Origin of the sequence: Runella rosea (genome assembly GCF_003325355.1) — a bacterium.
In the GTDB taxonomy this organism is placed as follows: domain Bacteria; phylum Bacteroidota; class Bacteroidia; order Cytophagales; family Spirosomataceae; genus Runella; species Runella rosea.
Genome location: NZ_CP030850.1, coordinates 2,207,727 through 2,232,548 on the forward strand (window position 1 = coordinate 2,207,727; position 24,822 = coordinate 2,232,548).

The 24,822-nt window shown below is 37.5% G+C and carries 20 protein-coding genes and 1 tRNA gene; 9 read left to right on the forward strand and 12 right to left on the reverse strand.

Annotated features, from left to right (window positions below):
* The first annotated feature begins 90 nt into the window (after positions 1-90).
* The 8 genes from DR864_RS09420 (at position 91) to DR864_RS09455 (ending at position 7,452) form a co-directional block, all read left to right on the forward strand.
* Positions 91-693, forward strand: coding sequence for a TetR/AcrR family transcriptional regulator (locus DR864_RS09420; protein ID WP_114066723.1), 603 nt, complete (start codon positions 91-93; stop codon positions 691-693).
* A gap of 43 nt (positions 694-736) precedes the next feature.
* Positions 737-2,002 (forward strand): TolC family protein, encoded by a 1,266-nt coding sequence (locus DR864_RS09425; protein ID WP_114066724.1) that lies wholly within the window; start codon positions 737-739, stop codon positions 2,000-2,002.
* Between the two features lie 16 nt (positions 2,003-2,018).
* Positions 2,019-2,993, forward strand: coding sequence for an HlyD family secretion protein (locus DR864_RS09430; protein WP_114066725.1), 975 nt, complete (start codon positions 2,019-2,021; stop codon positions 2,991-2,993).
* 5 nt (positions 2,994-2,998) lie between these two features.
* Entirely contained in the window at positions 2,999-3,919 is a 921-nt protein-coding gene (locus DR864_RS09435; RefSeq protein WP_114066726.1) for an ABC transporter ATP-binding protein, read from the forward strand.
* Between the two features lie 5 nt (positions 3,920-3,924).
* Positions 3,925-4,665 carry an ABC transporter ATP-binding protein gene (locus tag DR864_RS09440; protein ID WP_114066727.1) on the forward strand — a complete coding sequence of 247 codons (741 nt, stop codon included), beginning with the start codon at positions 3,925-3,927 and terminating at the stop codon, positions 4,663-4,665.
* Positions 4,666-4,735: 70 nt separating this feature from the next.
* Positions 4,736-5,842 (forward strand): ABC transporter permease, encoded by a 1,107-nt coding sequence (locus tag DR864_RS09445; protein WP_114066728.1) that lies wholly within the window; start codon positions 4,736-4,738, stop codon positions 5,840-5,842.
* An 11-nt stretch (positions 5,843-5,853) separates the two neighbouring features.
* The gene (locus DR864_RS09450) at positions 5,854-6,975 is read left to right on the forward strand and encodes an ABC transporter permease (RefSeq protein WP_114066729.1); all 1,122 of its coding nucleotides are present in this window, start codon (positions 5,854-5,856) and stop codon (positions 6,973-6,975) included.
* Positions 6,976-7,011: 36 nt separating this feature from the next.
* Entirely contained in the window at positions 7,012-7,452 is a 441-nt protein-coding gene (locus tag DR864_RS09455; protein ID WP_114066730.1) for a GNAT family N-acetyltransferase, read from the forward strand.
* Between the two features lie 73 nt (positions 7,453-7,525).
* Here the strand turns inward: DR864_RS09455 and glgP are convergent, their stop codons facing one another.
* Positions 7,526-9,178, reverse strand: a complete 1,653-nt coding sequence (gene glgP / locus DR864_RS09460; RefSeq protein ID WP_114066731.1) for an alpha-glucan family phosphorylase — start codon at positions 9,176-9,178, stop codon at positions 7,526-7,528.
* Positions 9,179-9,422: 244 nt separating this feature from the next.
* Here glgP and DR864_RS09465 point away from each other — a divergent pair.
* Positions 9,423-9,496 (forward strand) — tRNA-Ile (locus DR864_RS09465).
* A gap of 95 nt (positions 9,497-9,591) precedes the next feature.
* Here DR864_RS09465 and DR864_RS29800 read toward each other — a convergent pair.
* The 11 genes from DR864_RS29800 to DR864_RS09520 form a co-directional block, all read right to left on the reverse strand.
* Positions 9,592-9,852: a hypothetical protein gene (locus tag DR864_RS29800; protein WP_162793684.1), complete on the reverse strand. Its 261-nt coding sequence runs from the start codon at positions 9,850-9,852 to the stop codon at positions 9,592-9,594.
* Between the two features lie 48 nt (positions 9,853-9,900).
* A complete protein-coding gene (locus DR864_RS09470) occupies positions 9,901-10,887 on the reverse strand; it encodes a DUF3871 family protein (protein WP_114066732.1) in 987 nt (328 codons plus the stop codon).
* The gene (locus DR864_RS09475; protein WP_114066733.1) at positions 10,865-11,728 is read right to left on the reverse strand and encodes an AAA family ATPase; all 864 of its coding nucleotides are present in this window, start codon (positions 11,726-11,728) and stop codon (positions 10,865-10,867) included. Before DR864_RS09475 ends, DR864_RS09470 begins: the two co-directional genes overlap by 23 nt.
* A 462-nt stretch (positions 11,729-12,190) precedes the next feature.
* Complete coding sequence (locus tag DR864_RS09480) at positions 12,191-12,658, reverse strand: hypothetical protein (RefSeq protein WP_162793685.1); 468 nt, start codon at positions 12,656-12,658, stop codon at positions 12,191-12,193.
* A 1,525-nt stretch (positions 12,659-14,183) separates the two neighbouring features.
* Positions 14,184-15,764, reverse strand: a complete 1,581-nt coding sequence (locus DR864_RS09490; protein WP_205319225.1) for a DndE family protein — start codon at positions 15,762-15,764, stop codon at positions 14,184-14,186.
* Positions 15,757-17,847, reverse strand: coding sequence for a DNA sulfur modification protein DndD (gene dndD, locus DR864_RS09495; RefSeq protein ID WP_114066736.1), 2,091 nt, complete (start codon positions 17,845-17,847; stop codon positions 15,757-15,759). Before dndD ends, DR864_RS09490 begins: the two co-directional genes overlap by 8 nt.
* Positions 17,844-18,026 (reverse strand): DNA modification system-associated small protein, encoded by a 183-nt coding sequence (locus tag DR864_RS09500; protein WP_114066737.1) that lies wholly within the window; start codon positions 18,024-18,026, stop codon positions 17,844-17,846. Before DR864_RS09500 ends, dndD begins: the two co-directional genes overlap by 4 nt.
* Complete coding sequence (locus DR864_RS09505) at positions 18,007-20,484, reverse strand: hypothetical protein (protein WP_114066738.1); 2,478 nt, start codon at positions 20,482-20,484, stop codon at positions 18,007-18,009. Before DR864_RS09505 ends, DR864_RS09500 begins: the two co-directional genes overlap by 20 nt.
* A gap of 508 nt (positions 20,485-20,992) precedes the next feature.
* The gene (locus tag DR864_RS09510) at positions 20,993-22,807 is read right to left on the reverse strand and encodes a protein kinase domain-containing protein (RefSeq protein WP_114066739.1); all 1,815 of its coding nucleotides are present in this window, start codon (positions 22,805-22,807) and stop codon (positions 20,993-20,995) included.
* On the reverse strand, positions 22,807-24,003 hold the full coding sequence (locus DR864_RS09515; RefSeq protein ID WP_114066740.1) for a PP2C family serine/threonine-protein phosphatase: 1,197 nt from the start codon (positions 24,001-24,003) through the stop codon (positions 22,807-22,809). Before DR864_RS09515 ends, DR864_RS09510 begins: the two co-directional genes overlap by 1 nt.
* The gene (locus DR864_RS09520) at positions 24,003-24,818 is read right to left on the reverse strand and encodes a vWA domain-containing protein (RefSeq protein WP_114066741.1); all 816 of its coding nucleotides are present in this window, start codon (positions 24,816-24,818) and stop codon (positions 24,003-24,005) included. The genes DR864_RS09515 and DR864_RS09520 overlap by 1 nt, the downstream gene beginning before the upstream one ends.
* Positions 24,819-24,822: the final 4 nt, after the last annotated feature.

Below are 24,822 nucleotides of genomic sequence, written 5' to 3' on the forward strand. Positions count from 1 at the left end.
AATTTATTTTTCTTTTTTATTTGGAAAACAAAAATGTAATTAATTCCTTTGTAGCACATTTAACCATTTGGTTAAACTTACAAGTTAAACATGATAGAAATAGAACTATCCACCGAAGAAAAAATCTTAAAAGCCGCAGAAGAAGTCTTTATGCGAGACGGCTACGACGGCTCACGTATGCAGGACATCGCCGATGTGGCTGGCATTAATAAAGCGCTTTTGCATTATTATTTTCGTTCCAAAGACAAGTTGTTTGAGAAAGTGTTTGACGCAAAAATCCAGAGTTTTTTCCCTCAAATGGGTGAAAAATTTAGTCGAGACATTCCTTTTGTTGATAAAATTCACCTATTTATTGAAGGGTACATGGGCTTGTTGCTCAAAAATCCGTACCTGCCTTTGTTTGTGCTCAACACCGTGAATAACAAAGACAAATCGGCATTTATAAAAAAATTGCCCATTGAACTCAGCCGGCAGGTAGCCCAAAGCTATTATGCTGAATTCAAAAAAGGGAATGTGAGGGAATTAAATCCTGCTCAGTTTATCATGTCTCTGATGGGGATGTGTATTTTTCCATTTTTGGCAAAACCCATTTTACTCGATATGTTCAAGGCCGATAATGACACTTTTGACAAGTTGATGGAAGAGCGCATTCAGGAACTGAAACGCTATGTAACATTGATTTTAACACCCTAATTTTTTTACCCCATTTTTAACCAAATAGTTAAACTTTCAGGTTATGCGAAGTTTTATTTTATACATTGGCCTTTTGTTGGTTTTAAATCACATCGGCCATGCGCAAACGCCCCTGTCATTGGAGGATTGCTACCGACAAGCCGAAATGCACAGCCCGCTGGCGGCTCAAACGCGCTTGATTCAAGAGGCCACCGAGCTACAAATCAAGATTTTAAGCAGCAACTACGTACCCCAATCCCGTCTCAATGGACAAGCCACTTGGCAGTCGGACGTTACAAGTTTACCCATCAAATTACCCAATTTCGAAATTTCGCCCCCGCCCAAAGACCAGTATAAATTGACGCTTGACGTGACCCAAACCATCTGGGACGGCGGCGTAATCCAAAAACAAAAAGCCGTGGCTTTGGCCAATCAACAAGCCGAACAACAAAAGGTAGCGGTGGACCTCTATCAGATTCGCGAACAGGTCAGCAACCTGTTTTTCGGGGCGCTTTTTGCCGAGCGGCAGCTGCGTAATTTCGAAATCCTTCAAAAAGAATTGCGGGCCAAACTCACCAAAACCCAAGCCTCCGTCCAAAACGGCATCGCGATTCGTTCCAATGTTTTGTCGTTAGAAGCCCGATTGCTGGAAATTGAACAGCAAATGTTGGAAACCCAAAAACGACGCATCGCCGCTTTAGAAGGCCTTTCGCTGTTGACGGGTACGGCGATTGACACAAATACACAACTTGTTGGAACGCGCATAGAAACGCAAAATTCAGAAATTGTTCGTCCCGAATTGCGCTTATTTGACGCCCAAAAACAAACCTTTACCGTCAACGAGCAAATAATCAAGGCCAAAAATGCCCCCAAACTTTCGGCATTTGCCACGGGTGGGTACGGCCGACCAGGGCTTAATTTTTTGGCAACAAACTTCCAAACCTATTTCATCGGGGGCATACAACTACAAATCCCGCTCACTCATTGGTACACCAAAAGTCAGGGGATGGAAATTAGGCAGTTGAGGGCCAATCAACAACGCGTGGAACGGCAACGCGAAAGTTTTTTGCTCGCTACGCAGGTTAGATTAGCCAATCAACGCCGAGAAGTGGAGCGCTTACAGGCGCTGGTTGAAAGCGACCGTAAGCTCATCGACATCCGAAGTACCATTCGAAAAGCCTCCGAATCACAACTCGACAACGGCATCATCACCGCCAGCGACTATCTGACCGAAGTAAACAACGAAGATACCGCCCGCCAAAATCAAATATTGCACGAAGTGCAACTACTACAAGCCCAAAATAACCTGCGCCTGACGGCAGGAAACTAAAAACAATCCTATCATTATGAATCGCACTTACCTCTCTCTTTTTCTTCTCCTTGGCTTGGCTGCTTGCAATGGCGACAACCAAGAATTTGACGCCAGCGGCGTTTTTGAAGCCGACGAAGTGATTATTTCGTCCGAATCAGTCGGAAAAATCCTCCGATTTGAGGTGGAAGAAGGTACCGAGCTGAAAGCTGGTCAAGTCATCGGGAGCATTGATTGTACAAATCTCTCGCTCCAAAAAGCCCAAATCGAAGCCAGCATTGATGCATTAGGCCAAAAAACCAACGACGCTGCGCCCCAAACGCAGATTATCCGTGAGCAACTTGTTTCGCAACAACGCCAGATTGCCACCCAACGTGAGCAATTGCGGATTCTGGAACGCGAGCGCAAACGCATTGAAAATCTCGTCAAAGCCGAAGCCGTTCCAGCCAAACAATTGGACGATGTCGAAGGACAAATAGAGGTTTTGAAAAAGCAAATCGAAGCCACCGAAAGTCAGGTAAGCGTGCTGAATCAACAGATTAAATCACAACAACAACAGGTTTCAATTCAAAATCGTGGCGTGTTGAGCGAGCGCAAACCATTAGAAGAACGCATTGCTCAGATGAACGACCAACTCCAACGTTGCAACATCACCAACCCGATTGATGGCACCGTGTTGGTCAAATACGCCACCACCGACGAAATGACCGCTACCGGAAAAGCTTTGTATAAAATCGCCAATCTTTCGACGCTCACGCTGCGGGCCTACATCACGGGCGACCAGCTCGCCAAAATCAAGCTTAATCAACCCGTAAAAGTATTTGTGGACAACGGAAAAGATGCCTACAAAGAAGTAAGCGGAACCGTGACGTGGATTGCGAGTAAAGCCGAATTTACGCCCAAGACCATTCAGACCAAAGACGAGCGCGCCAACTTGGTGTATGCGACCAAAATCAAGGTCAAAAATGACGGCTACCTCAAAATCGGCATGTACGGGGAAGTTAAATTGTAACTAAAATGGCAACAGTCCACGTAGAAAATATCAAAAAAACGTACGAGAAAGGCAGCGTCTTGGCCCTTGACAACGTCAGTTTTGACGTAAAATCAGGCGAGTTGTTTGGCCTCATCGGCCCCGACGGCGCGGGCAAAACCTCCCTTTTTCGGATTTTGACCACCCTCCTCCTCCCCGACGGCGGCCACGCCCAAGTTGCAGGGCTGGACGTAGTCAACGATTTGTGGAAAATCCGGCGCATCGTGGGCTACATGCCGGGGAAGTTTTCGCTGTACCAAGATTTGAGCATTGAGGAAAATCTCCAGTTTTTCGCCACCGTTTTCAACACAACGGTCGAGAAAAACTACCACTTGATTGAAGACATTTACGTACAGATTGAGCCCTTCAAAAAACGCTTGGCGGGCAAACTTTCGGGCGGGATGAAGCAGAAATTGGCGCTTTGTTGCGCCCTCATTCACGAGCCCCAAGTGCTGTTTTTAGATGAGCCCACCACGGGCGTTGACCCCGTATCCCGCAAAGAATTCTGGGACATGCTCGACCGCCTCAAAGCCCGGGGCATCACGATTGTGGTATCTACCCCTTACATGGACGAAGCAAGTCGCTGTGACCGCATCGCCCTGATTCAGAAAGGAAAGATTTTGGAATTGAACACGCTGACAAAAATCATCGAACGCCATGCCCAAAACCTCTACGCCGTCAATGCCAACAACCGTTACCAGCTAATGCACGACCTGCGAAAACCTGCCGAAATCGAAAGTTCTTTTGCCTTCGGCGAAGAGCAACACGTAACGCTCCGTACCCCAGAAAACGGCGAAAATTACCTCATTGATTATCTTACCCAAACGGGCCATTCGGACATTACAGTCAGGAAAATCGAACCCACCATCGAGGATGTTTTCATCAAACTCATGCTCGAAAACCAATAAAACCTATGCCGCAGTCGGTCATTTATACCCACCAACTTACCCGCAAATTTGGCGATTTTGTGGCCGTTGATGCCATTACGTTTGAAGTACAGCAAGGCGAAATTTTTGGATTTCTGGGGGCCAACGGTGCCGGAAAAACCACCGCCATGCGCATCTTGTGCGGGTTGCTTTCTCCGACCTCGGGGCAGGCCACCGTTGCGGGTTTTGATGTGTATCGTCAAAACGAAGAAATCAAAAAGCACATCGGCTACATGAGCCAAAAGTTTTCCTTGTACGAAAACCTGACCGTGCGCGAAAACATTCAGTTTTTCGGTGGCATTTACGGCCTTTCGCGTCAGGAATTGAAAGACAAAACCAACGTGCTCATCGACCGCCTCGGCCTGCACAACGAAGCCAACAAACTAGTGGGCGCCTTGCCGTTGGGCTGGAAACAAAAAATCTCATTTTCTGTCGCCATCCTTCACCGCCCCAAAATTGTGTTTCTCGACGAACCCACCGGTGGCGTAGACCCGATTACCCGTCGGCAGTTTTGGGACATGATTTACGAAGCCGCCCACGACGGTATCACGGTGTTTGTCACCACGCACTACATGGACGAAGCCGAATACTGCGACCGCGTTTCTATCATGGTGGACGGGGCCATTGCGGCATTGGATACTCCCGCAGGGCTCAAAAAACAATTTAATGCCCACAATATGGATGAGGTATTTCTGCAATTGGCGCGCGGAGCGAAGAGAGGAGATTAATGCTTTTGTGGCGACAGTCTCCGAGCATGCCCCCAAAATGCAGACAAAAAAATAAACCTGAAGTAATAACATGAAAACCTTTTTCGCCTTCATCCAAAAAGAATTCCGACACGTATTGCGCGATAAACGCAGTTTGGTGATTTTGTTTGGCTTACCCGTCGTGATGATGATTCTGTTTGGTTTTGCATTGTCGAGCGAAGTCAAAAACTCCAACGTCGCCATCCTTGATTACGCCCAAGACGATGCATCGCGCCTGCTGATTGACCGAATCGACCAGAGCCAGTACTTCAGCGTGCACCAAAAACTACATTCGGAGGCCGAGATTGAACAAGTTTTTCGAAAAGGGCAAGTACGTTTAGTGGTTATTTTTCCACAACACTTTCAGCAGGACCTGCTCCACAGCAATCACGTGCAGGTACGCCTCGTTGGCGATGCCTCCGACCCCAACACGTCCAACATCGTCATCAACTATGCGTCAAGTATTTTTCGGGATTACCAGAATGAATTAAGCAATAACAAAAAACTACCGTACAGCATTGAGACCGAAACCCGGATGCTATACAACCCTCAGCTAAAAAGCTCGTACAACTTTGTTCCGGGCGTAATGACCCTGATTTTGATGCTGTTGGGTGCCATGATGACCTCGGTTTCGATTGTCAAAGAAAAAGAAATGGGCACCATGGAAATTCTGTTGGTATCGCCCATGCGTCCGCTGTTGGTGGTGCTGAGCAAGGCCATTCCGTACATGGTGCTGTGTTTTATCGACGTTGTCATCATTCTGCTCTTAGCGGTTTTCCTGTTGGAGATGCCCATTCGCGGCAGCTTGTTTTTACTGTTGGCCGAAAGCCTGCTGTTTATACTCACCACACTTTCGTTGGGACTTCTGGTTTCGTCCGTGGTTGATTCGCAGCAAACGGCCATGTTTTTTTCATTGGTGGGTTTTCTAATGCCCGCGTTGGTGTTCAGCGGTTTTATGTTTCCTATAGAAAACATGCCTTTACCACTTCGAATAATGAGCAACATCGTGCCAACCAAATGGTATTACAGCATCGTACGGGCCATCATGGTCAAAGGATTAGGCTTTTCGTACGTCATCAAACAAACCTTGATTCTGGTCGGCATGACCGTCTTTTTTCTGGGTATCGCCATTCGTAAATTCAAAATTCGGCTGGCTTAACCACTATCATCATGAGAAATCTTTTCTTCTTACTGCAAAAAGAGTTTCGGCAAATTTTCCGAAATCCGACCATCCTGCGGATGATTTTGTTGATGCCCATCATTCAGCTCATCGTCATTCCGTTGGCCGCCGATTACGAAATCAAACAGATTTCCATCAGCGTAGTCGACCAAGACCATTCTCCTTACGCTCGGAAGTTGGTCCAAAAGCTGACGGCTTCGGGCTATTTTCAGTTAGTCGAGTACACCCAATCTTACGCGCAGGCTACCCAAACCGTAGGCGATGGCAAAACCGATTTGATTTTAACCATCCCTCCCCATTTTGAGCGCGACCTGATTAAGTTAAACAAAGGTCAATTGTATTTGGCCGCCGATGCCGTCAATGGCGTTCGGGCGGGCTTGGGTACGGCCTACGCCTCCCAAATGATTGGGGATTTTAACCGTGAAATTCGGGAAGAATGGATGCTTTTGCCAAAGTTTAACGAAATTCCACAAATTGAAATTACTTCGGCCAATTGGTTCAACCAGCACTTTGATTATCACCTGTTTATGGTTCCGGGCATCATGGCCATTCTGGTCACGATGGTGGGGGCTTTTCTGACCGCGCTCAACATCGTTGCCGAAAAAGAAGTGGGTACCATTGAGCAAATCAACGTCACGCCCCTCAAAAAACACGAGTTTATTCTCGGAAAACTGATTCCATTTTGGGTATTAGGCATGGTTTCTATCACGCTCGGAATGCTGATTGCATTTGTCGTATTTCGCATCCTGCCCGTAGGCTCGTACCTGACCGTTTATGCTTTTTCGGCGGTGTATTTATTGGGCGTTTTGGGAATCGGGCTGCTCATCAGCACCTTTGCCGATACCCAACAACAGGCTACCCTCTTCGCTTTTTTCTGCATGATGGTGTTCATTTTGTTGGGTGGCCTGTACACGCCCATCGAAAGTATGCCCGACTGGGCGCAGTGGCTGACGAAAGCCAACCCGCCCGCGTACTTCATCAAAGTTATCCGGGCCGTTTACATCAAGGGAAGCACCTTCACCGACCTGCTACCTGACTTTTTTGCCATGGTCGGTTTTGCCATTTTGTTTAATGGATTGGCGGTCTTGAATTATCGAAAAAGAAGTGCGTAAAAGTCGTTATTTTGTACAATCAATTTAACAACTCGCATGAATATTGTGATTCGCAAAGGAACGCCCGAGGATTTTCCTGCTATTCTCCAACTGATTCAGGAATTCGCGGTGTTTCAGAAGACGCCCGAAAAAGTGACCATTACCCTCGACCAAATGCTGGAAAACAAAGACCTTTTTCAGTGTCTTGTGGTGGAGAAGGAAGATGACCAACTCATCGGTTTTGCCTCTTTTTTCATGGCCTATTATTCATGGTCGGGCAAGGCGCTGTATCTGGATGATTTGTACGTAAAAAAAGAATTTAGAGGTCACCAAATTGGCACTCAATTACTTGACCGACTGATTGATTACGCCAACACCGAACAGTGCAAAAAAGTCCGCTGGCAAGTCTCCAACTGGAACAAAGAAGCCATCGAATTTTACAAAAAAATGGGTGCAAAAGTCGATGATACTGAAATCAATTGTGACCTGTATTTATAAATAAACCACGCAAAGCCGCAGAGGAATTAATACACTCCTTTTCTTTGCGTCTCTGCGTGATTCACCTTTTTACTTACTTATACACTTTCTCATAATACTCCGCCGCCATGCGGTCGGAGTTGAAAAAGCCCCCAACTTCGTTCATGCTTCGCAAAACCATTTCCTGCCAATCGTTGGGGCGCTCATAATACAGCGGCAGTATCTCATTTTCCAACACATTCAACATATTCGACATATCTTCCCAATCGCGTGCCGATTCCGACGCTACGGGTACAATGAAAGAATTCTCGCCGTGCCGCGAAAACTCACACACCCAGCCGTCGTAAGTTGAAAAATTCAGACTGGCGTTCATAGCCGCCGTCATACCGCTCGTTCCCGACGCCTCACGCGGGACAATCGGGGTATTGAGCCACACATCAGAACCCTGTTTCAGTTCTTTCGACAACGCCAATTCGTAGCCCGTCAACACCGCCATGTTTGGGTATAAATGACTCAGATAAAACAGTTGGTTGAAAGTATAAATGGCACCTTCATCTTTCGGATACGGTTTTCCTGCCCAGATAAACTGAATCGGAAAATCTTTATTTCGCATGAGTCGGTCAAACCGCTCGCGGTCGCGGGTAAGGAGTTCGGGGCGCTTGTAGGCGGCAAAGCGTCGGGCCCAAACGACCGTCAAAATATTGGGGTCAAACAACTTACCGACCTGATCGGCAACGGTTTTGAAAAGTTCTCGTTTGAGTTCTTTTTTACGGTTTTCCAATCCATCCAAATCATTTTCAACGCGCGCCTTTTCGAGTTCAGCGTCCACCCAAGAGGCTTTATGCTGCGAATTGGTCACGTGCGTAATCTCACAAATATCTCCCGCGGCACTCCACATTCTACGCGATACTTCGCCGTGCAATTTGGAAACGGCATTGGCCTGATGACTCAACCGCAGCGCCGCCAATGAATGACTAAAAACGGTGTCGTGCGGGCCGATACCCGTGATTTTTCGAACACTATGCAGCGGAACACCTGCAAAAAAACTTAGGCTCTCCAAAAAGTGAATATCGTGTTTTTCGTTGCCTGCTTCTTCGGGCGTATGCGTCGTAAAAACCAATCTTTTTTTGACAGATTCCCTCTTGCCCAACTTTTTATACAAATAATACACCGACGATACCGCGTGGGCTTCGTTGAGGTGATAAATATCGGGTTCGTAACCGATTTCATCCAAAAACTTGGCTCCGCCGATGCCCAGAAGCATACATTGCATCACTTTTACGGCGGCATCAGAATCATAAAGATGATAGGATATTTGGCGGGCCCACGGCTCGTTTCCGTCGGTGTCGGTCGTTAAAAAAAACATCGGGACCGTTCCAAACAGCTTCGGGTCCAAAAAATAAGCGGCTACCCAAACGGGTTGATAGGCGATGGTGATTTGAAATCGAATGCCAGTGTCTTTCAGGAAACTATACATTTTTTCCCGAAACTGTGGCACCATGCTGTTGTCGGTAGCCCGCACTTGGTCATAGTACCCATGTTTCCACAAAATACCGATACCGATGAGATTCTGACGCAAATCATGAGCGCTTTTCATGTGCGAGCCCGCCAGAAACCCCAGCCCTCCCGAGTACGTTTTTAGGGCTTGGTCAATGGCAAATTCCATCGAAAAATAAGCCACCGATTTTTTGAAACGGGGGTCTATCGCGTACGGATGGGCATACGCTGAAGGAAGTTTTTTAGCCATAACTACGTTGCAATCACAGGTTGAAGAAGGTGCTAAACTAAGGAAATTTCCATTTACATCGGGCAATAAGGCAATTTTCTTGCGGTAAGCCTCAACATTTGTTCAATTTTCAACGCACAAATTGGCGTAATAGTCTATGAAGAAATCGTTTTTGGAGGCTGGTCACATAAAAATCACCGACCAATTTTGCAAATACAGTCGTATTATCATACTTTTGCACCCACAAAATACCGAGAGGTATTTCGGGCCCATAGCTCAGTTGGTTAGAGCATCTGACTCATAATCAGGGGGTCGTAGGATCGTGCCCTACTGGGCCCACTTGATAATCAAGCACTTATGAGATAGAACTTGTAAGTGCTTTTTTATTTGATACACACTTTGATACACAACTCTCTTGTATTCTCTAGTTTATTCTATTCTTTCAGGCAAATACTGAACCAAGAATGAGGGTAGTTTTTTCCAGAAATTACATAGTATAAAAGCTCAGCTGGTTCTAATTTTACCATATCAACTCTATAGTATTTTCCCGCCAAGAATCCCTCACTATTGTAACTGCATATTACAATAAATGGACAGTGTAATCTACACAGCACTCCCTTTTGATTTACTATCATCACTGAGAAAGGGTCTAAATAATTAGGTCTGTCATGACTATAAATTTGAGGTGTTTCCATAGTGATTCATGGTAAGAGGCTGGAAAAAGCCAGCCCCTATGTTTAAAGTTAAGATAAGAACCAATGGTACTCTTGCTGTTGAATGGCATGGCTAATACTGCCCACAAGTTCAAAAGCATTGACAGACCTGCCCAAAAAAGAATCAATATAACTCTGCTTATTGGCTCCGGTGAAGAGGTTATACACTTTCCAGAGGCTAATGTCACCATTGTCCCTTTTACAGAATGATACATCGTGATAATAATCTCTGGCTATTGAACTGATTTGAGAATCACCAAAATGGAGTCTTGGCACCAACTTCTTTTCCTCAGCAGGCAGGAATTGGTATAATCTTGCCCTGCCAATCATAGTTGCAAATTGATGCTCTGTAAGATAGGCTTCTGTCATAGATTGCATGGCTTTGAGATGATTGTTCATTTTGTAGCCCAATACCAGTTCATAAATCCCCTTCATCAGCTGTGATAGGTGCTTTGCTTTCAGGTTAAGAACCAATCCATCGGACCAAACACACAGGTTACAGCACACTTTGTTCTGAAAACCAATGAAGATTTTGAAGTGCTCATCAGCTCCTTTTCTGTTGTAGAGGTTATCAAGATTGTAAGCCTTTACTCCACCAATGGTCAAAGATAACTCATTCCCATTGATTCTGTCCCTAATGCTGGCTACTTCAATCACAAACATCATTCTTTCAAAGTAAATGGTTTCTTCATGTGGCAGCAGGTCTTTGGCCCTTTTATCTTTGGCCTCAGGAATCCTACCCTTGATTGGGTGGGATACCCTGATGGCAGGAGATAAGATAGTCTCATTGGGAAAAACCTGATTGACAATTTCTAAGGCACAATTAATAAAATCCTGATGTGAAATCACTGGCTCATTATCTTTTACAAAGACTGGAATTAAGTGCTGTTGTTCCAATTCTGCCAAAGACATGGGAATCGTATTGGCCTGTATAAAAGCCACTTCTGTTGAGGAGGTGATGATTTCCTGCTTAGAAACAGGTACTAAAGAGTGATTATTGACGAGTTGCAGTTCCATTGGTAGATAGAGTTTGAGATAGAATAGTAGAAACAGGAGTTTGTAGTTGGGTTTTACGCTGATTGAAATAGCTCAGGTGAGATTGCTGATACTCAGGATGTGACAAATAGAGTTCTCTTAATTCATCCATAGTTTGACATTCAATGATATACTCATGAAAAGGTTTATCAGATTGTCCTAATTGGCACCAATTATATATGAGTTTTCCAGTTTGAGCAGTAATGGTGAATTCAGGTTGTCCTGCAAATAATCCTGTACGGTCTTTGGTCGCGATGGCATGGTGTTTATTGTCCAGTTCAAAGACCAATGTGAGTTCATAATCAGTGCCTTCTCTTTGGATTGGCTTCATTCCTACCTTTTCAGGCACTTGCTTGCCATTTTTCTCATTCAGTACATAATCCTGTTTGGCTCTGAGGGTACAGATGATATGGCAATCTGCTTGTAGAATAGCTTGAATCAGCTGTTGATGTCTAGGAGTGAATTTAGCCCAGTTGGTGTAACTGTTGCCTGTCAGCTGTGAATGAGCATCCAAGATATACTCCCATTCTAAACTCAAACTATCAATGATAACCACCTGTATTTTGGCCTCAGTGCATACCTTAATAGCCTGAATGTAGAGTTCAGGAGAGAAGGGTGGCTTTAAGGGTAGAATATAAAAACTACCTAAGTGAGCATAAAGTGAAGCACTTTGATTTTCAGTATCAATGACAGCTATTTGCTTCCAGTCATTGACCAGTCCAAAAGCCATGAGCAAAGCAGAATAGGTTTTTCCACTACCTGAGCTGCCCTGTAGCCCTAATTTGATTTTGACATTTTTACGTTGTGCTGGTTGTAATTGCATTACAAGAGTAGATTTTAGTGAATAAAAGAACATAAGAAAGGGTAGAGCCTCTAGAAAGACCCTACCCCTTTGAAAATGATGTTTGAATGACTGTCACGCAGCTTCTAATTGATTGCCAAATGCAGCCTCTTCCACAGTGCCACTAACTACAGACTGTATTCATAGCTGTAAATTCCTATGAAAGTGGTTCATCGTCACATTGGGTGAAAGTTGGGGTTTAAGCTTTAATTTTGAAGAATAGACTTTTCTTTCCTGACTTTTACGTGATACGTAATTGGGTACTGTAAGCATGATTGTAAATGTTTTAGTGTGATTGTTTTGATTTACCTTGAAGCCCCTTTCTCCGAAGTGTAATATACTTATCTAAAGTAATAAGGGGAGTAAGAGCTTCAAAAGTAAGCTAAGGGGGAGAGTAAGGGATTTGATTCACTCTCAGATGCCCATTTTAAGGAGACGGGGGGGCTATTTTAGAAACTGTTTTTTGATGCGGCAAGCATAGAACTCGTCAGGGAAGGGGAAAGACCTAAGTGAAAAATTGGTTGAAGGCATGGAAGAATACAGCCAAAGCAAACGTTTTGGGTAGTTAGCTCCCTTGGCAATCCCACAATGACCCCAGCTCTCATTCCAGAACTGAACAATGTCACCTGCCTGTAATTCATTGATATTTACTTCTGTAGCAATCCCTCTTCTGACTAAATTATATACTACTCCTTTGATACGGGGGTCATTTTGTTGCCTCATTTGCCAAGCATCAGGATAATTGATATGCACTTCTTTGAGGTCTTTTTGACTGAATTTGATGGTAGTGGATTGCTGCAATACTACCACCATTGATTGCACACAATTTGAGAGGTGATAAGGGGGTAGTTTTACCTCAGTACATACTTTTTGGATGGGATGGAGAAGCAGGACAAGCAGTAGAACTCTCATTATCAGCTATTTTTAATCAAAAAAGATAATTTTTTGAAGGGTTTTAATGAAAAAACATATACCACAACAGGATAATGGGTACAAGATTGGTAATTTTCTATTAAAGGCATACCCTTATTGACAAAATGTAGTGTTTCAAGTTGGGTGTTTGAAAATATTAAGCCCCAATCAGAACGCTGAGGGTTTAGCTGGGTAACAGAATAAAAAAGATTGGCAATACTACTTGTCCCAGTATAAGGCACAAAGGGTGCTGTGGTAGTCTTTTTCCTTATACAAGATAGATTTGATACCTGTAAGGGCCTAATAAGAACAAGTATTCCAAAATAGCTGGCTAATCACATATACCGTTTCAACAAGTCAAGATAAAAGACTAACATTGCTCAGAGAAGTTTCTGCCTTATACAAAAGAAGTATGTCAATAGTTTTGCTAACCGCATACCACCCAACCAAACCAATATCGCTATATACACTTTACTTTGGTTTGCTAGGTTTAGAATAGCTTGCTGCTGGTAATGGGCTCATCATCTTCTGTATAAGGAAAAAGCTATTACAGCTGTAAATCTTGGCTCTTATTAGAACTATCGTAGCAATATCAAACCCAGCCAACCAAGACAAAACACTTATAGATAAAATTATTTTAGTTGGCTGGGTTTTGAACCATGACTAAAATTAGAGATAAGTACTTCCTAAAAAGGCTTGGAGAGAACCGCATAGGGCTTTGTTAGATGAATTGAGTAATATACTGCAAATCAATTAGTTATAAAACAATGACAATTTTATAAATAGCTGATTTTCAATCATTTAAAAATATTCATTCAACAAAGCCACTACATAGGCTCAGAGAACAAAAGGGTTGAGTCAGGAAAAATGTATTTTAGGGGCAATCTTTCTAAGAATCAAGTAGATAATATTGAGAGGGCAGGACTTTCTCATAAAAATTAAATCACTGTAAATCAACGCTTTAATGTTGACCCTGAATTGATTGCTTGTCATTAAAATAACTAGCTGAGTTACAAAATCTAAATTTAGTCTCTCATAAAACTCTAAAAATACTCGTGTTAGCTGGGGGTTATGAGCAGTAAGTCATTTTTATGAGAAAGCCCTGATTGAGAGGGGGAATTAAATACAACAATAAGTACTGTAAATGCACTTGCCTTGTAAAACAACTTTGTCGCATGGTTTGCATGCCAAGGGGGAATTAATAGGCTGGCAGTATTAAAAAGACTTTTGCACTTCCCAATAGCAAATTTTATAGAATTTAACTTAGTGTTTGTTTTTTTAGTGTTGTATTTTACCTTTATTAACTATCCATGCAAACAGGGCGTTCTCATAAAAAAAACAAAGTGTTCGCCCACCTTCAGATAACAAGAGACTTCAAAGATTTATTTTATCAAACCTTAAATTTGGGGACTCATTTAGTTTTTTTAAGGACAAGCAAACACTTTAAGCTAAATATTAAAATGGTGATTTATATAGAGTTGGTTTATATGAGAAAATTCTGTCCATACAACAAAGACATGTAAAATTATAAATTCTCCTCTTTTCTAGTTTTCCACCATTGTCTTAACTCTAAAATTTTTGGGTCTCTAATGTTTATAAGTCCTTTTCCAGATTCTAATTTTTTTATTTCTGCTTCAAGTTTGTACTTACTAATTGGTGTACCAATGAAATTACTTATAACTTTATAATCTTTGTTTTGAATATTTAAGCAGATTGGTAATTTTACTTGAGAGGCAAAATCAAAATCCTTAGTTTTATAGTCTTCGGCACCTTGTGAAAGCATAATGATAATTACACCTTTTGACCTTAAAAGCCTTAGAAGTTCTTCTAGTGATTTTCGTGCATTTTTATTTTTTAAATAAATGTGTACTTCGTCAATAACTATAATATATCGGAGTGGAAAAATATGATCCGTTGGCTCACAATCGTTTGTGGAGCTGAAGTACGTATTAAAATATCTCAATAATAAAAAAACGAGAAGCTGTCTTAAGGTATCAGAAAGCGCAGGGGGAAGGTTTAGATATAAACTCTTTTCAAGTATATTTGGGTTGTTTACATCGCAATTGAAAATATTTATTGTTAAATCTTGAATCCCTGCAAATAATGTGTCTTGTTTTCTATTATTTTCGTAATAATATACCTCAATTGCGTTAAATAGTTCATTAATAGTAGGATACGTATGTATTTTGCTATCAAAAAGATTAGAAATAATATTAGTTAAAATGTTTTTTTGAGCAACACCAATATTAGGTACAAATGTAGCTATTGTATCAACAAAAGCTTTAATACTAAAAGGTCGTTGTCTCTCATCTAATGAAATTGAAAGTAAAGGGTTGAATTTGATACCATTGTCGTTAACAATATCAATAAACTCACAGTTTGAGGCATCCAAAAAAGGCTTCAGCTGAGAAAGATTTCCTTCACCTTTATAATCAAAAAAGATAAACTTTAGTTCATTGTTTGTTTTCTTAGATATTTGATACAGGATGTCTTTTATTAGTTGGGTTTTTCCCGAACCTGCCATTCCCGCAATAGCAATATTTCTATTGTCGAATTCTCTAAGATCATTAATTTTAATTTCAAAAACTTCGCCATTTTCAGTCTTTCCTAATTCAAATGTAAGCAAAGAAGTAAATTCTTTCATAGCATTTAAAACTACATTTGTGCTGCTAATTTTAACAGTATTAGACCTTAATATTAATCCATTTTTAATTGGTTTTAACAAGAATGAAATATGGTCACCATTAGTAATATCTCCTTTCTCTAATTCATTTATCCATAAATCTAAACCATCACGCAGATGAAATTTGTAAAGTTTTATAAATTCAATTTCAGAAAGTTCTTTTCCATAATGTTGGTCGAATATTGTTTTATATAAAACATAATTATCAGTGTCGTTAACTAAACGACCAAATATGTTACTTGTAGGAGAGTATTCTCGACCATTTTGGGGTAAACTATTTTCATTTTCGTGAAACATTTTCCCTTTGTTAATACTTAATGCAAGAGCAATTCTTCCAGTTATAGTGTCTCTCTTGAAATTGTAGATATTAGTAATTCTATCCAAAAGATCAGTACTTTCATTGTCAATTTTAAATCTAATCATTGCTTATAGTGTTAAAATAACCGCTTTTTAAATTTGTATTTACTCCATCACTAAATAGTAAATATGATTTTGAAATGTATTCTGAAATGTCTTTATACCTTTTGGGTGTAATTTCACTATTGGTAGAAAATAAAATTACCTGTTCTGAAAGTGTTGGATAATATTTTTTAGTTATACTATCTCTGTGTTCTTCATCAAGTCTACCTAATGGTGTATCTATAAAAATTGGTAAATTTTTAACTGATTCTTTTAAAATTGATTTAATTAAACAGGAAATATATATTTGTTTTTCCCCCGACGATAGACTTTCTTTTCTAATCTCATTATCATCTTGATCAAATAATGAAATTTTCATTCCTTGCCCCGACGCTAAAATAGTGACTTTTACATCTTCGATAAATTTAGTTTGATTTTGTTCACTGTTCAATTTGTGCATAAGTAATTTTAATTCAGAAAGAATTGTTTTTTCCAAACTGTCTTTATGGTTGTTTTTTTGTTCATCAAGGAACTGATTTAAAACATCAATATACTGGTTGCTTTTTTTGATTTTTAGTTTATTCTGCTCGTTTATATCAACTTTCTTAACAAATGCTATTAATTGATGATTAAGCCTTATAATGTCGCCTCTAAGCTTTGTAATTTGCTGATTGTTTTCGCCAATTTGTCTATTCTTTTCAGAAATATTAAAGTCTGCTGTTTCTTTCTTAGAAGAATATTCAAGAATTAATTCGTCCTCAAGTTCTGCATCTATCTTGCTTAAAGTTTTATTCAAGTCTGATAATTTTATTTTTATTTTATTGAATTCTTCTATTGTAGATTCAAACAAATCCTTTGATTGGGTATTAAGTAGATTAATAGCATCTTCTATGAGTTTCTTCTCTGAATTATTGAGATCGTATTCGAATTCAAGTTCTGTATATTCACTATTTACTTTGAACAGTTGTAAACCTAAAGATTGGGCCTTGTCATAATAAAACATTTTATCTTTAAAAGACATGGTTGAGTTTTGAGGTTCAGGCGGTTTGTTGAAAAGTAATTCAATAAAATTTTCAATTTTTTCTGAATATTCTTTTAAAGAGCTTTGTGAAAGTGTATTTTTTTCTTGAATTTCTAAATGTTCTTTTACCTCTTCTAGTTTTCCAGTTAAAATTGCTAGAGGAATGATTTCGCTTAATTCATTAAAACGCTCGTTGAGTTCGATTTCTTTAGATTTTAGTTTATCAATATCTGTAATAATAGCATTTCTATCAAAGGTTGAATTGCCTAGTTTACTGTGTTGAAAAATTAGGTTTTCGTATTCTCGAACTCTTTTCTTTAAGTCATCAATCTCTTTTGACCTTTCTGCGTTTTCTTCTTCAAGGTTGTTTATCTGATCTTCAGAAATCTCAATTGCTTTTTCAATATTAATAATTTGCTCATGCAAATTTTTAGGAGCACCTTCTTTCTTTAAATTATTTATGTAAAACTCAATATCATCAATTAACGTCTCGTATGTATCTAAACCCAATATTTTCCCTAAAGCGTCATTTATAAAACTGCCTTCATCTTTAATTGACAAATTGGCAATTTCTGCAATTTTTTCCGCATCAAAAAAAACAAATTTTGCTGCATCAATTGGAATGATATAATCGTTTATATAGTTTATTTTTGTATTTTCATCATCGAATAATTCAAATTTTGAATTTATGTCGACAATTGAAAGTGTTTCGTTCATTGTAGAAATATCAAAAGTTCTCTTTATTAAAATAGTATCTATATTTGGATTAGGGGTTTCAATATTTGAAATTTTGATACTTACTGAAAATTGAGTTTTATTCTCTTTTTTTGCAGTCCAGTTAATTGATTGTTGCATAAAAGAAGAGTAGTTTTTCTCTTTTTGGATTTCTTTCTTGAAATTTTCGTCTATTTGAGATATTTTCTCACCATATAAACACCAAACAATTGAGAGCAAAAAATTTGTTTTCCCGTAGCCATTTCGACCACCAATTATTATGATGTTCTTCTCGTTACTTGTTTGAAGATCAACATCTACAGAATTGTAATATTGTCTGAAATTATTAATTTGGATATTTGAGAATTTCATTTTGTTGATTTTTCAATTATGTCATTGATTTTTTGTTGATGATAATTGTTTCTTTTTAGCAACTTTTTTGTCCTAACAGATTCAATTAAGGATTTTAAATGATTATAATCAATACCTTTCTCATCGGATATTTCTTTAAGCCTTTGCTCTTGTAATTTTTTATTTTCTACGACTTTCATATTTGTTTGTTTGAATTATTTTTGCGATTTCTATAAAAATGCATTCTTCTTCTTTTTTTAAGCACCCTTGATTAAATTTTGTTCGCTGTTTGTAAAAAAATTTATAAAGACTTTCTTCGCCCATTTTATTGGCTGAAGGCAATCTTCTGTTTTCTATTATAAACTGTTTGAGTTTGTTGTATTTTTCTATATCGTTGACTTTTCTTTTTTGTAATGTTTCTTTTTCGAATTTATTAATAACTTCTTTTATTAAACTGCATTTTTTGTCATCTAAAGCGATTTTTTTTATTTTCCTTACTTGAATTTTGTACCACCTGTTAAGTATTAGTTCTGTGTCAGGGCATCCACTTGAGAATGGCAATCTATTGTTCGCGTTTAAAAAATCTGTAAGCTCGTCAAATCTTTCTTCCCAAGTTTTTTTTTCATTTATTTTTGAGCCATCGGATAATATATATTTGTCTTCATATATTTTTTGAGATAAGCCTATTATTGAGTTTTTATAAAAAATAAATGTTTCTGATTCATCTAGCTTTAAGTTCTGAATAATGCTATATTCATTGGAATTAGGTCTAAATTGAAGTACATATGATGCGATTTTTGATATATGTTGAGGAGATGAGTTGTTTTCTAAATACTCGATTACTATTTGGCGGATGGTTCCTCCTTTAATATTGTCCTTTTCCTTTTCCCATTTTTTTAAACCATAAGTGCTACTTCTACCAAAGTAAATTATTTCACTTGTTCTTTGAAGACTTCCACGAAGGGAGTCAACACTCTTCGTAATTTCAGGGTAATCTTTTTGAATTAAATTATATATTACTTCTATTTTAGATGGAATACCGATTTTTTCTAAAACCTCTATTGCATATTCAGTAACTTGTTTTACTGTATTTCTTTTAAATACTAATGTTTCGTAAAGATCTAAGTAAAGTTCAAACTCTTGATTAATTATTTTTTCTGAAATTGATAAAATTATTGGCAATATTATTTTTTTTTCTGTTTTTAAAAAGTTTGTTAAATAACTTAGAAAGTTAAAGCTATAAGTATCATTAATACGTTCATTTAATCTGCCATTAATGTCATCGACTAATGCATTAAAATCAAATTCTTTACTTATGTTTCTATTTACTAAATAAAAGTTCTTCCAATTATGGCGATTCCTATGTTTAATATATTTAGGCTCTAATACGTCTTCAATATTCCCAATAAGTTCAAAATTTTTAGAAATGTAGATAAAAATTATGAATAAGTTAAATTCATTTGAAAAGTTAGTTTTATTGAGTGTATTTATGCTATAGTTTAAATCTTCGTCAATTCTAATAAAGTCTTGATTTATGTCAATTCCGTATTTTTGGAGTAGATTTTCATCTATATTTTTGATAAATTGAAGTTTGTTAAACATTTCATCTAAACAATTTTTTCTTATTTGCCTAGCTCTTTCTTTTGTTATGTTTAAATCTTTACCAACTTGTGTTAAAGTTAGTTCTTGTTGATCTTTATATATTTTAACCGATTTCTGAAAAACAATATTTTGATGACTTTTAAATAAAGCATTATTTTTGATTAGGAAATCTACTAAATTAAAAATTGATAAATTTTCAAGTATTTCATTTGGTATTTCAGATATAAGAAATGTTTTATTTATGTAAAATTTGTTTTTTAGAGCAATTAATTTGCTTTCATTTTCAACTTTGCCTACTATTTCAATAAAAACCTTTATTGAATCAATAAATTGTTCAATTTCGTTTGTTGTTTTTGTTCCAACATTTTTAATATCTTTAATTGAAAATTGATCATTTGTTAATATATTATCACTTACATTTCTGATTTTTAGATTACCTTTTAGAAATGAAACTATTGCATTTTTGCTTCTATTTGAAAGATTATTTGAATTGCTTTCTATAAAACTATTAATTACTTCTCTTTGGCTTCTTGTTAGAGTGGATATTAATGCAACAAAAGGGTTTTCTCTTGTAGGAACGGTGAGTTTGGTAATGTTTTCTTTATCAATGTACTTTAAGCATAAATTTGTTAGTTCTTCATTGGATTTACTACCACAGTTCCTAAGATTTAAAAAGGTTTTGTTATTTTGATAATATTCTAAAAGTGATTTTAAATCCCTCAAGCTGTTGCTTTTACATACGTTATATGAACGTATACTTATATTTTCATAATCGATTATTTCTTCTATTGAGATTGTTTCTGTAAAAATATTTTCCTTTATAGGAAGAATGTTGATTGCATTTTCATTTTCAATGTATTTTATACATAACGTAATTAGTTCTTTGTTGGATTTATTACCACAGTTTCTAAGATTAATAAAGGTTTTATTTTTTTTGTAATAGTTTAATATTGATTTTAAGTCCTTTAAACCATTGTTTTTACATACAGTAAACGAACGTATACTTATGTTTTCATGGCTAAATATTTCATTTATTTGTATTTTGTGTTTACTCATATTTTTACTTGATATTTTCTGTGATAAAATATTATTATTTTAAATTTTATGAAGTTGCCTAGTCTTAACTTATACCAAAATTTAAATCAGAAATATATTATTTTGTTAATTTTTATATAGTTTTGTGTCGTTAATTCTACTTTTTTGTGTAAAATATATTCATATTTCTATTTTTTTAGAATTATAGAATTCTTTGTACTAAAATGTTACACATTTTAAATTTAACTTTCCAAATTATCTACGTAAAATATCCACTTTTTATTTTCTTAGAGCGTGTTGGGTAATTATGTTTGGTAACTGGCATAATACGTTGTAACATTACTTAAATGTTAACCAAAAGTAGCCAGACAACCAAGGCAAAACACTTTTATATATTTTGATTGGCTTCTGTAAACTATAGCCTTGTTCCTAACTGCTTAAATCTTTGGACTGGTTTGTAGCTCAAACTAGAACAAAAATGATAGACAATCTGATTAAAAATGTGCGATTGTTCTGCAGTGGTAGAAAATTAGTTACTATTTATAATTTTTACAATGTACCATTTGTTATTAAGTTTTGTCAAGTCAAAGTATTGGTCATAATATCCTGCTCCATTATATGTATCTGATGCATAGTATTTTGCATGCACAATGGCTTTTAGCCCATCATTACTAACTTCAGTTACTTCTGTAATTTCTACCTTATTTACACCTCCAAAAGCTTGGGATGAACAAAACCATGCCTTCCCTTTTTTCTCCCAAAATGGATTATAAGTTACTTGCCAAGCTCTTTCGCAATCTGCATTATTCAAGGCTAACAAGAATATCATGCTTATTTCTTCGGCAGTAGTATTATTAGATAGTGTGCCAGATGATACAGCAGTATCAACGGCAGACGTATCAAGTTCAGCAAAATTATTAGGTGGTGCATCAGATAATATAGCAGTAGTATCAACTAATATAGCAGTAGTATCAACAGCAACACTTATGTCATTGGCAACCAAAGTGGAGTCTGTTGTAGGAGGATAGACTATGTTTTCTTGTTTTTTTCCTAAACTTATTATGGCAAGCACAATGACAGTAAATGCAATTACAAATATAACTACTTTTACCCATTCATTATCTTGCGGAGCAGGTACAGGTTGTTGAGTTTTTATTATTATAGGTGGATTTTTTTGTTGAAAGTTAATCCATATTTCTGACTGATTTTTATTAATAAAAACAGTAGTGTATTGGTCTTCATACTTCAATCTAAGAGTTTTAGCAGTGTATTCATCTTTATCTAAGACACAAGGGGTGGTACCAATTTTTTGAAAAGCACTATTAAAAATGGTAGCCCCCGAAGGGTTAGAAAGTATTTTTATAAAATCAGTTTTAGGTTGCGTAGCTATGGGTTCGGTAAAGTCATTATTGCCTTGTTCTTGATTAGGGCTTTTAAACATTGTTATCTGCTCCACATTTTCTGGCAATGAATCGCAAAAAGCTCTCAGCTTTGACAAGTAAAATGATAGAGAAGGCTTATTAAGCCTGGAGAGACGTTGAACAAGCGCAGAATTATCAAAGTCTATAAAATCTTGACCAATAAATAATGTGTTTTGCAATGTATTGAAACCTCCTTGCATCACTTCTAACCATAGACTTTTATCGTATTTTAATGCTTCTATGGCACAAATAATCACCCAAAATGAAAACCTGTCTATTTTCTCATTATAGTCAAGATGTGAACGTTCGGGATGTTGGAATTCTGTTAATCCTCTCTCAAGGCTGTGTTTTCCCGAAAGTGGAGGGACATACATTCCATCATAATCTATTAATTTGACTACACTCTCACCTCCGTCATTCTTGCTAACGATAACATTTCCACATTGTAGGTCTCCATGTCCAACTTTATGCTTCTCCAAACTTTTGCTAACCTCAACAAGTTGTTTTTGCAGTTCGGTAAGTGCTTTATTATCATGAAGTTTATGTCCGATATAATCATTCAACAACTCTCCTTCTACCCAATCCATTTTAATAATTGGATAGCCCCTGTTTCCTACTTTGATTTCTGCCTCTAATAGTTCAAATTCTGTTTGCCAAGTGGTGTCAATTTTTCTCAGATAAGAAGAAACTTCTCGGTATCGTTCTATTTTATCATTTTCAGCACTTGTAAAACAACGTATCGCATATTTATTATCTAATTCGTCTTTTGCTTTGAAAACCACAGCAAAAGCCCCACTACCATACGAGTAAATCTTGATAGGTGTGATTCTTGAAGGTATGAAAGTTAAATTTGACAGCGTTTTTAACGAAGTACCTCCTTTACTTTGAATCACCTGATTATATTCAGAAACGCTCGGAAACATTAGTTTTTATGCTTTTTGGGTTTTACTGTTTCTTTTTTCAAACCGTTTTGGATAGTATCAATTTGGGTATCCTGTTGTATTTTATCTGTACTGGTCTTCTTTTCGGAGTTTTCGATTTTGTCTTTAAGTTTCTTAATCTCAGTAATTTTTTCTTCTACTTTCGCTTCATAATCCTGTACTTGACTTTCTAAGCGTTTAATTTTCTCTTCTTCTTTGTTTTGAAAATTATTGTATAGAAAAAATAGATTAAGGATAGTTATTAGCCCTACGCAAATTATCAAAAGTGTTTTTTGAAGTTTGGAATCTTTCCTGATTTCAGACAAATCCTGTCTTAGTCGAGTAATTTCTTGAAACAGTTGTTGCATATCATTACCTGTTAGTTCGTTATTGTAGTAGTTTAATTCTGAGGGAATAAACTCAAACTCTTTCTCTTTTGGGAAGCTAAAATCAGTAGGTGGGAATATTTCTTGAACAGCCTCAGAATGAATATCTTGAATTATAATTGCAGTTATATCATCTTCTTCGAGCCACCTTTGTTCCCACTGTTCTAAACAAAATGTGTGTAAATTTTCAAAATCGTTGATTTGCAGTAGAGTATTACAAGTACTGGGGTTTTTCAACATCAACCTACTGAGGGCATCACTGGCCAAAATTATGGTATCACCTTGTTGAAGATGAATGACATGCTGGACAAAAAAATCCTTATTTATTTCATTATCAGATAGTTTAGCGGTATTCAAAAAATGCTTTTTTTCGTCTAACTCATCTAAAGATGTAGAGGGAAATGATATGATTTTATCTGACCTTAGAATAAAAGTGTTTGAATCTCCACAGCTAATAATTGACAATGTATTATCATTCTTAATTATGGCACCAATGAACGTAGATGTTGCCCCTCTTTTTAGCTTGTCCCTTTCAAGTGAAGCAATGGCAGGGTTAGGACTAAACTCGTACTTTAGTTTTGAAAATTCTTCGGCACAGCTCTTAAAAAGCCCAATCAAAGCATCAGGTTCAAATGCTGGATTTTCAATAAATCTTTTTGTTATGAGGTCTGCCCATAGTTCTGGGTTAAAACTTTGGGTAGCACCATCAGCGATAGCATAGCATCTGGTTTCCTGTGAGTAAGCATACTTATCTTGTATATAATTGTACTTATAAGATGCTCTTTTGTGTAATTGAAGAATTTTTAGAGCCATTACACTGGGTTAGAACCGATATTTAAGAAATTGATTAAATCGGTAGCATTACCGTTGAAAATATATCCTCTTGCATTTGACTGAAGATTGTAACCTCTGTTCTGAGCAAGCCGAATCATATTTTCATTGAGAGGAGTAGCTGTTTCAAAAAGTAATTGAGCAAACTTATCATTATTGTCTCTCAATTCAGTCGGAAACAGAATTCTATCACCTATTCTTGATGAGATATGAATGTTTAAGATATTGACCGTACCATAATTGGTGGATAAGGCTTTTATTTGCTCTATTTCATTTCTTAGGAAATTAAAGCCATTACCTGCATCAGTAGCCTCCCCATCAGTGATATTGATAATTATAGGAGGATGACAATCTCTGTGATTACCCCATTGTATCCAGTCCGTACAAAGTCTCCTTGCATTTTCAAATGCTTTTGTCATTGGGGTTGCGCCATTGGAGTAAGGTTTTATCCATATAGGTTTGTCATTTTCGACAACTAGTGGATAATCAAAAATATTTTTAATAGACACTACCCATTTATTGGTCAAAGCCCCTTCCCATGCGGACTGTACCCCATTTTGTCCATCTTTTCCATATCCGATAATAGCTAACTCAAATCGGTTTTTTAATTCTCCACCACCACTAATACATCGAAGTCCAACTTCATATATTACATCATTGATAGCATTGGCGAGTTCAATTGCTTTGGTGTGAGAAGCGTTCCCAAATTTTTCATTCATCGAACCACTTTGGTCTATTAGATAGACTATTAAACAGGGGTTTGTACTACTTATAGTTAAATTACGAAGGTCAAACATGGCT

Bases quoted from the DNA above. Each gene is read 5' to 3' on its own strand.
- DR864_RS09490 (WP_205319225.1), bottom strand. From the start codon at position 15,764: ATGATTAGATTTAAAATTGACAATGAAAGTACTGATCTTTTGGATAGA.
- DR864_RS09440 (WP_114066727.1), top strand. From the start codon at position 3,925: ATGCCGCAGTCGGTCATTTATACCCACCAACTTACCCGCAAATTTGGC.
- dndD (WP_114066736.1), bottom strand. From the start codon at position 17,847: ATGAAATTCTCAAATATCCAAATTAATAATTTCAGACAATATTACAAT.
- DR864_RS09455 (WP_114066730.1), top strand. From the start codon at position 7,012: ATGAATATTGTGATTCGCAAAGGAACGCCCGAGGATTTTCCTGCTATT.
- DR864_RS09475 (WP_114066733.1), bottom strand. From the start codon at position 11,728: ATGCAATTACAACCAGCACAACGTAAAAATGTCAAAATCAAATTAGGG.
- DR864_RS09515 (WP_114066740.1), bottom strand. From the start codon at position 24,003: ATGGCTCTAAAAATTCTTCAATTACACAAAAGAGCATCTTATAAGTAC.
- DR864_RS09470 (WP_114066732.1), bottom strand. From the start codon at position 10,887: ATGGAACTGCAACTCGTCAATAATCACTCTTTAGTACCTGTTTCTAAG.
- DR864_RS09430 (WP_114066725.1), top strand. From the start codon at position 2,019: ATGAATCGCACTTACCTCTCTCTTTTTCTTCTCCTTGGCTTGGCTGCT.
- DR864_RS09445 (WP_114066728.1), top strand. From the start codon at position 4,736: ATGAAAACCTTTTTCGCCTTCATCCAAAAAGAATTCCGACACGTATTG.
- DR864_RS09505 (WP_114066738.1), bottom strand. From the start codon at position 20,484: ATGAGTAAACACAAAATACAAATAAATGAAATATTTAGCCATGAAAAC.
- DR864_RS09435 (WP_114066726.1), top strand. From the start codon at position 2,999: ATGGCAACAGTCCACGTAGAAAATATCAAAAAAACGTACGAGAAAGGC.
- DR864_RS09450 (WP_114066729.1), top strand. From the start codon at position 5,854: ATGAGAAATCTTTTCTTCTTACTGCAAAAAGAGTTTCGGCAAATTTTC.
- DR864_RS09520 (WP_114066741.1), bottom strand. From the start codon at position 24,818: ATGTTTGACCTTCGTAATTTAACTATAAGTAGTACAAACCCCTGTTTA.
- DR864_RS09425 (WP_114066724.1), top strand. From the start codon at position 737: ATGCGAAGTTTTATTTTATACATTGGCCTTTTGTTGGTTTTAAATCAC.
- DR864_RS09420 (WP_114066723.1), top strand. From the start codon at position 91: ATGATAGAAATAGAACTATCCACCGAAGAAAAAATCTTAAAAGCCGCA.
- DR864_RS09500 (WP_114066737.1), bottom strand. From the start codon at position 18,026: ATGAAAGTCGTAGAAAATAAAAAATTACAAGAGCAAAGGCTTAAAGAA.
- DR864_RS29800 (WP_162793684.1), bottom strand. From the start codon at position 9,852: ATGGAAACACCTCAAATTTATAGTCATGACAGACCTAATTATTTAGAC.
- DR864_RS09510 (WP_114066739.1), bottom strand. From the start codon at position 22,807: ATGTTTCCGAGCGTTTCTGAATATAATCAGGTGATTCAAAGTAAAGGA.
- glgP (WP_114066731.1), bottom strand. From the start codon at position 9,178: ATGGCTAAAAAACTTCCTTCAGCGTATGCCCATCCGTACGCGATAGAC.
- DR864_RS09480 (WP_162793685.1), bottom strand. From the start codon at position 12,658: ATGAGAGTTCTACTGCTTGTCCTGCTTCTCCATCCCATCCAAAAAGTA.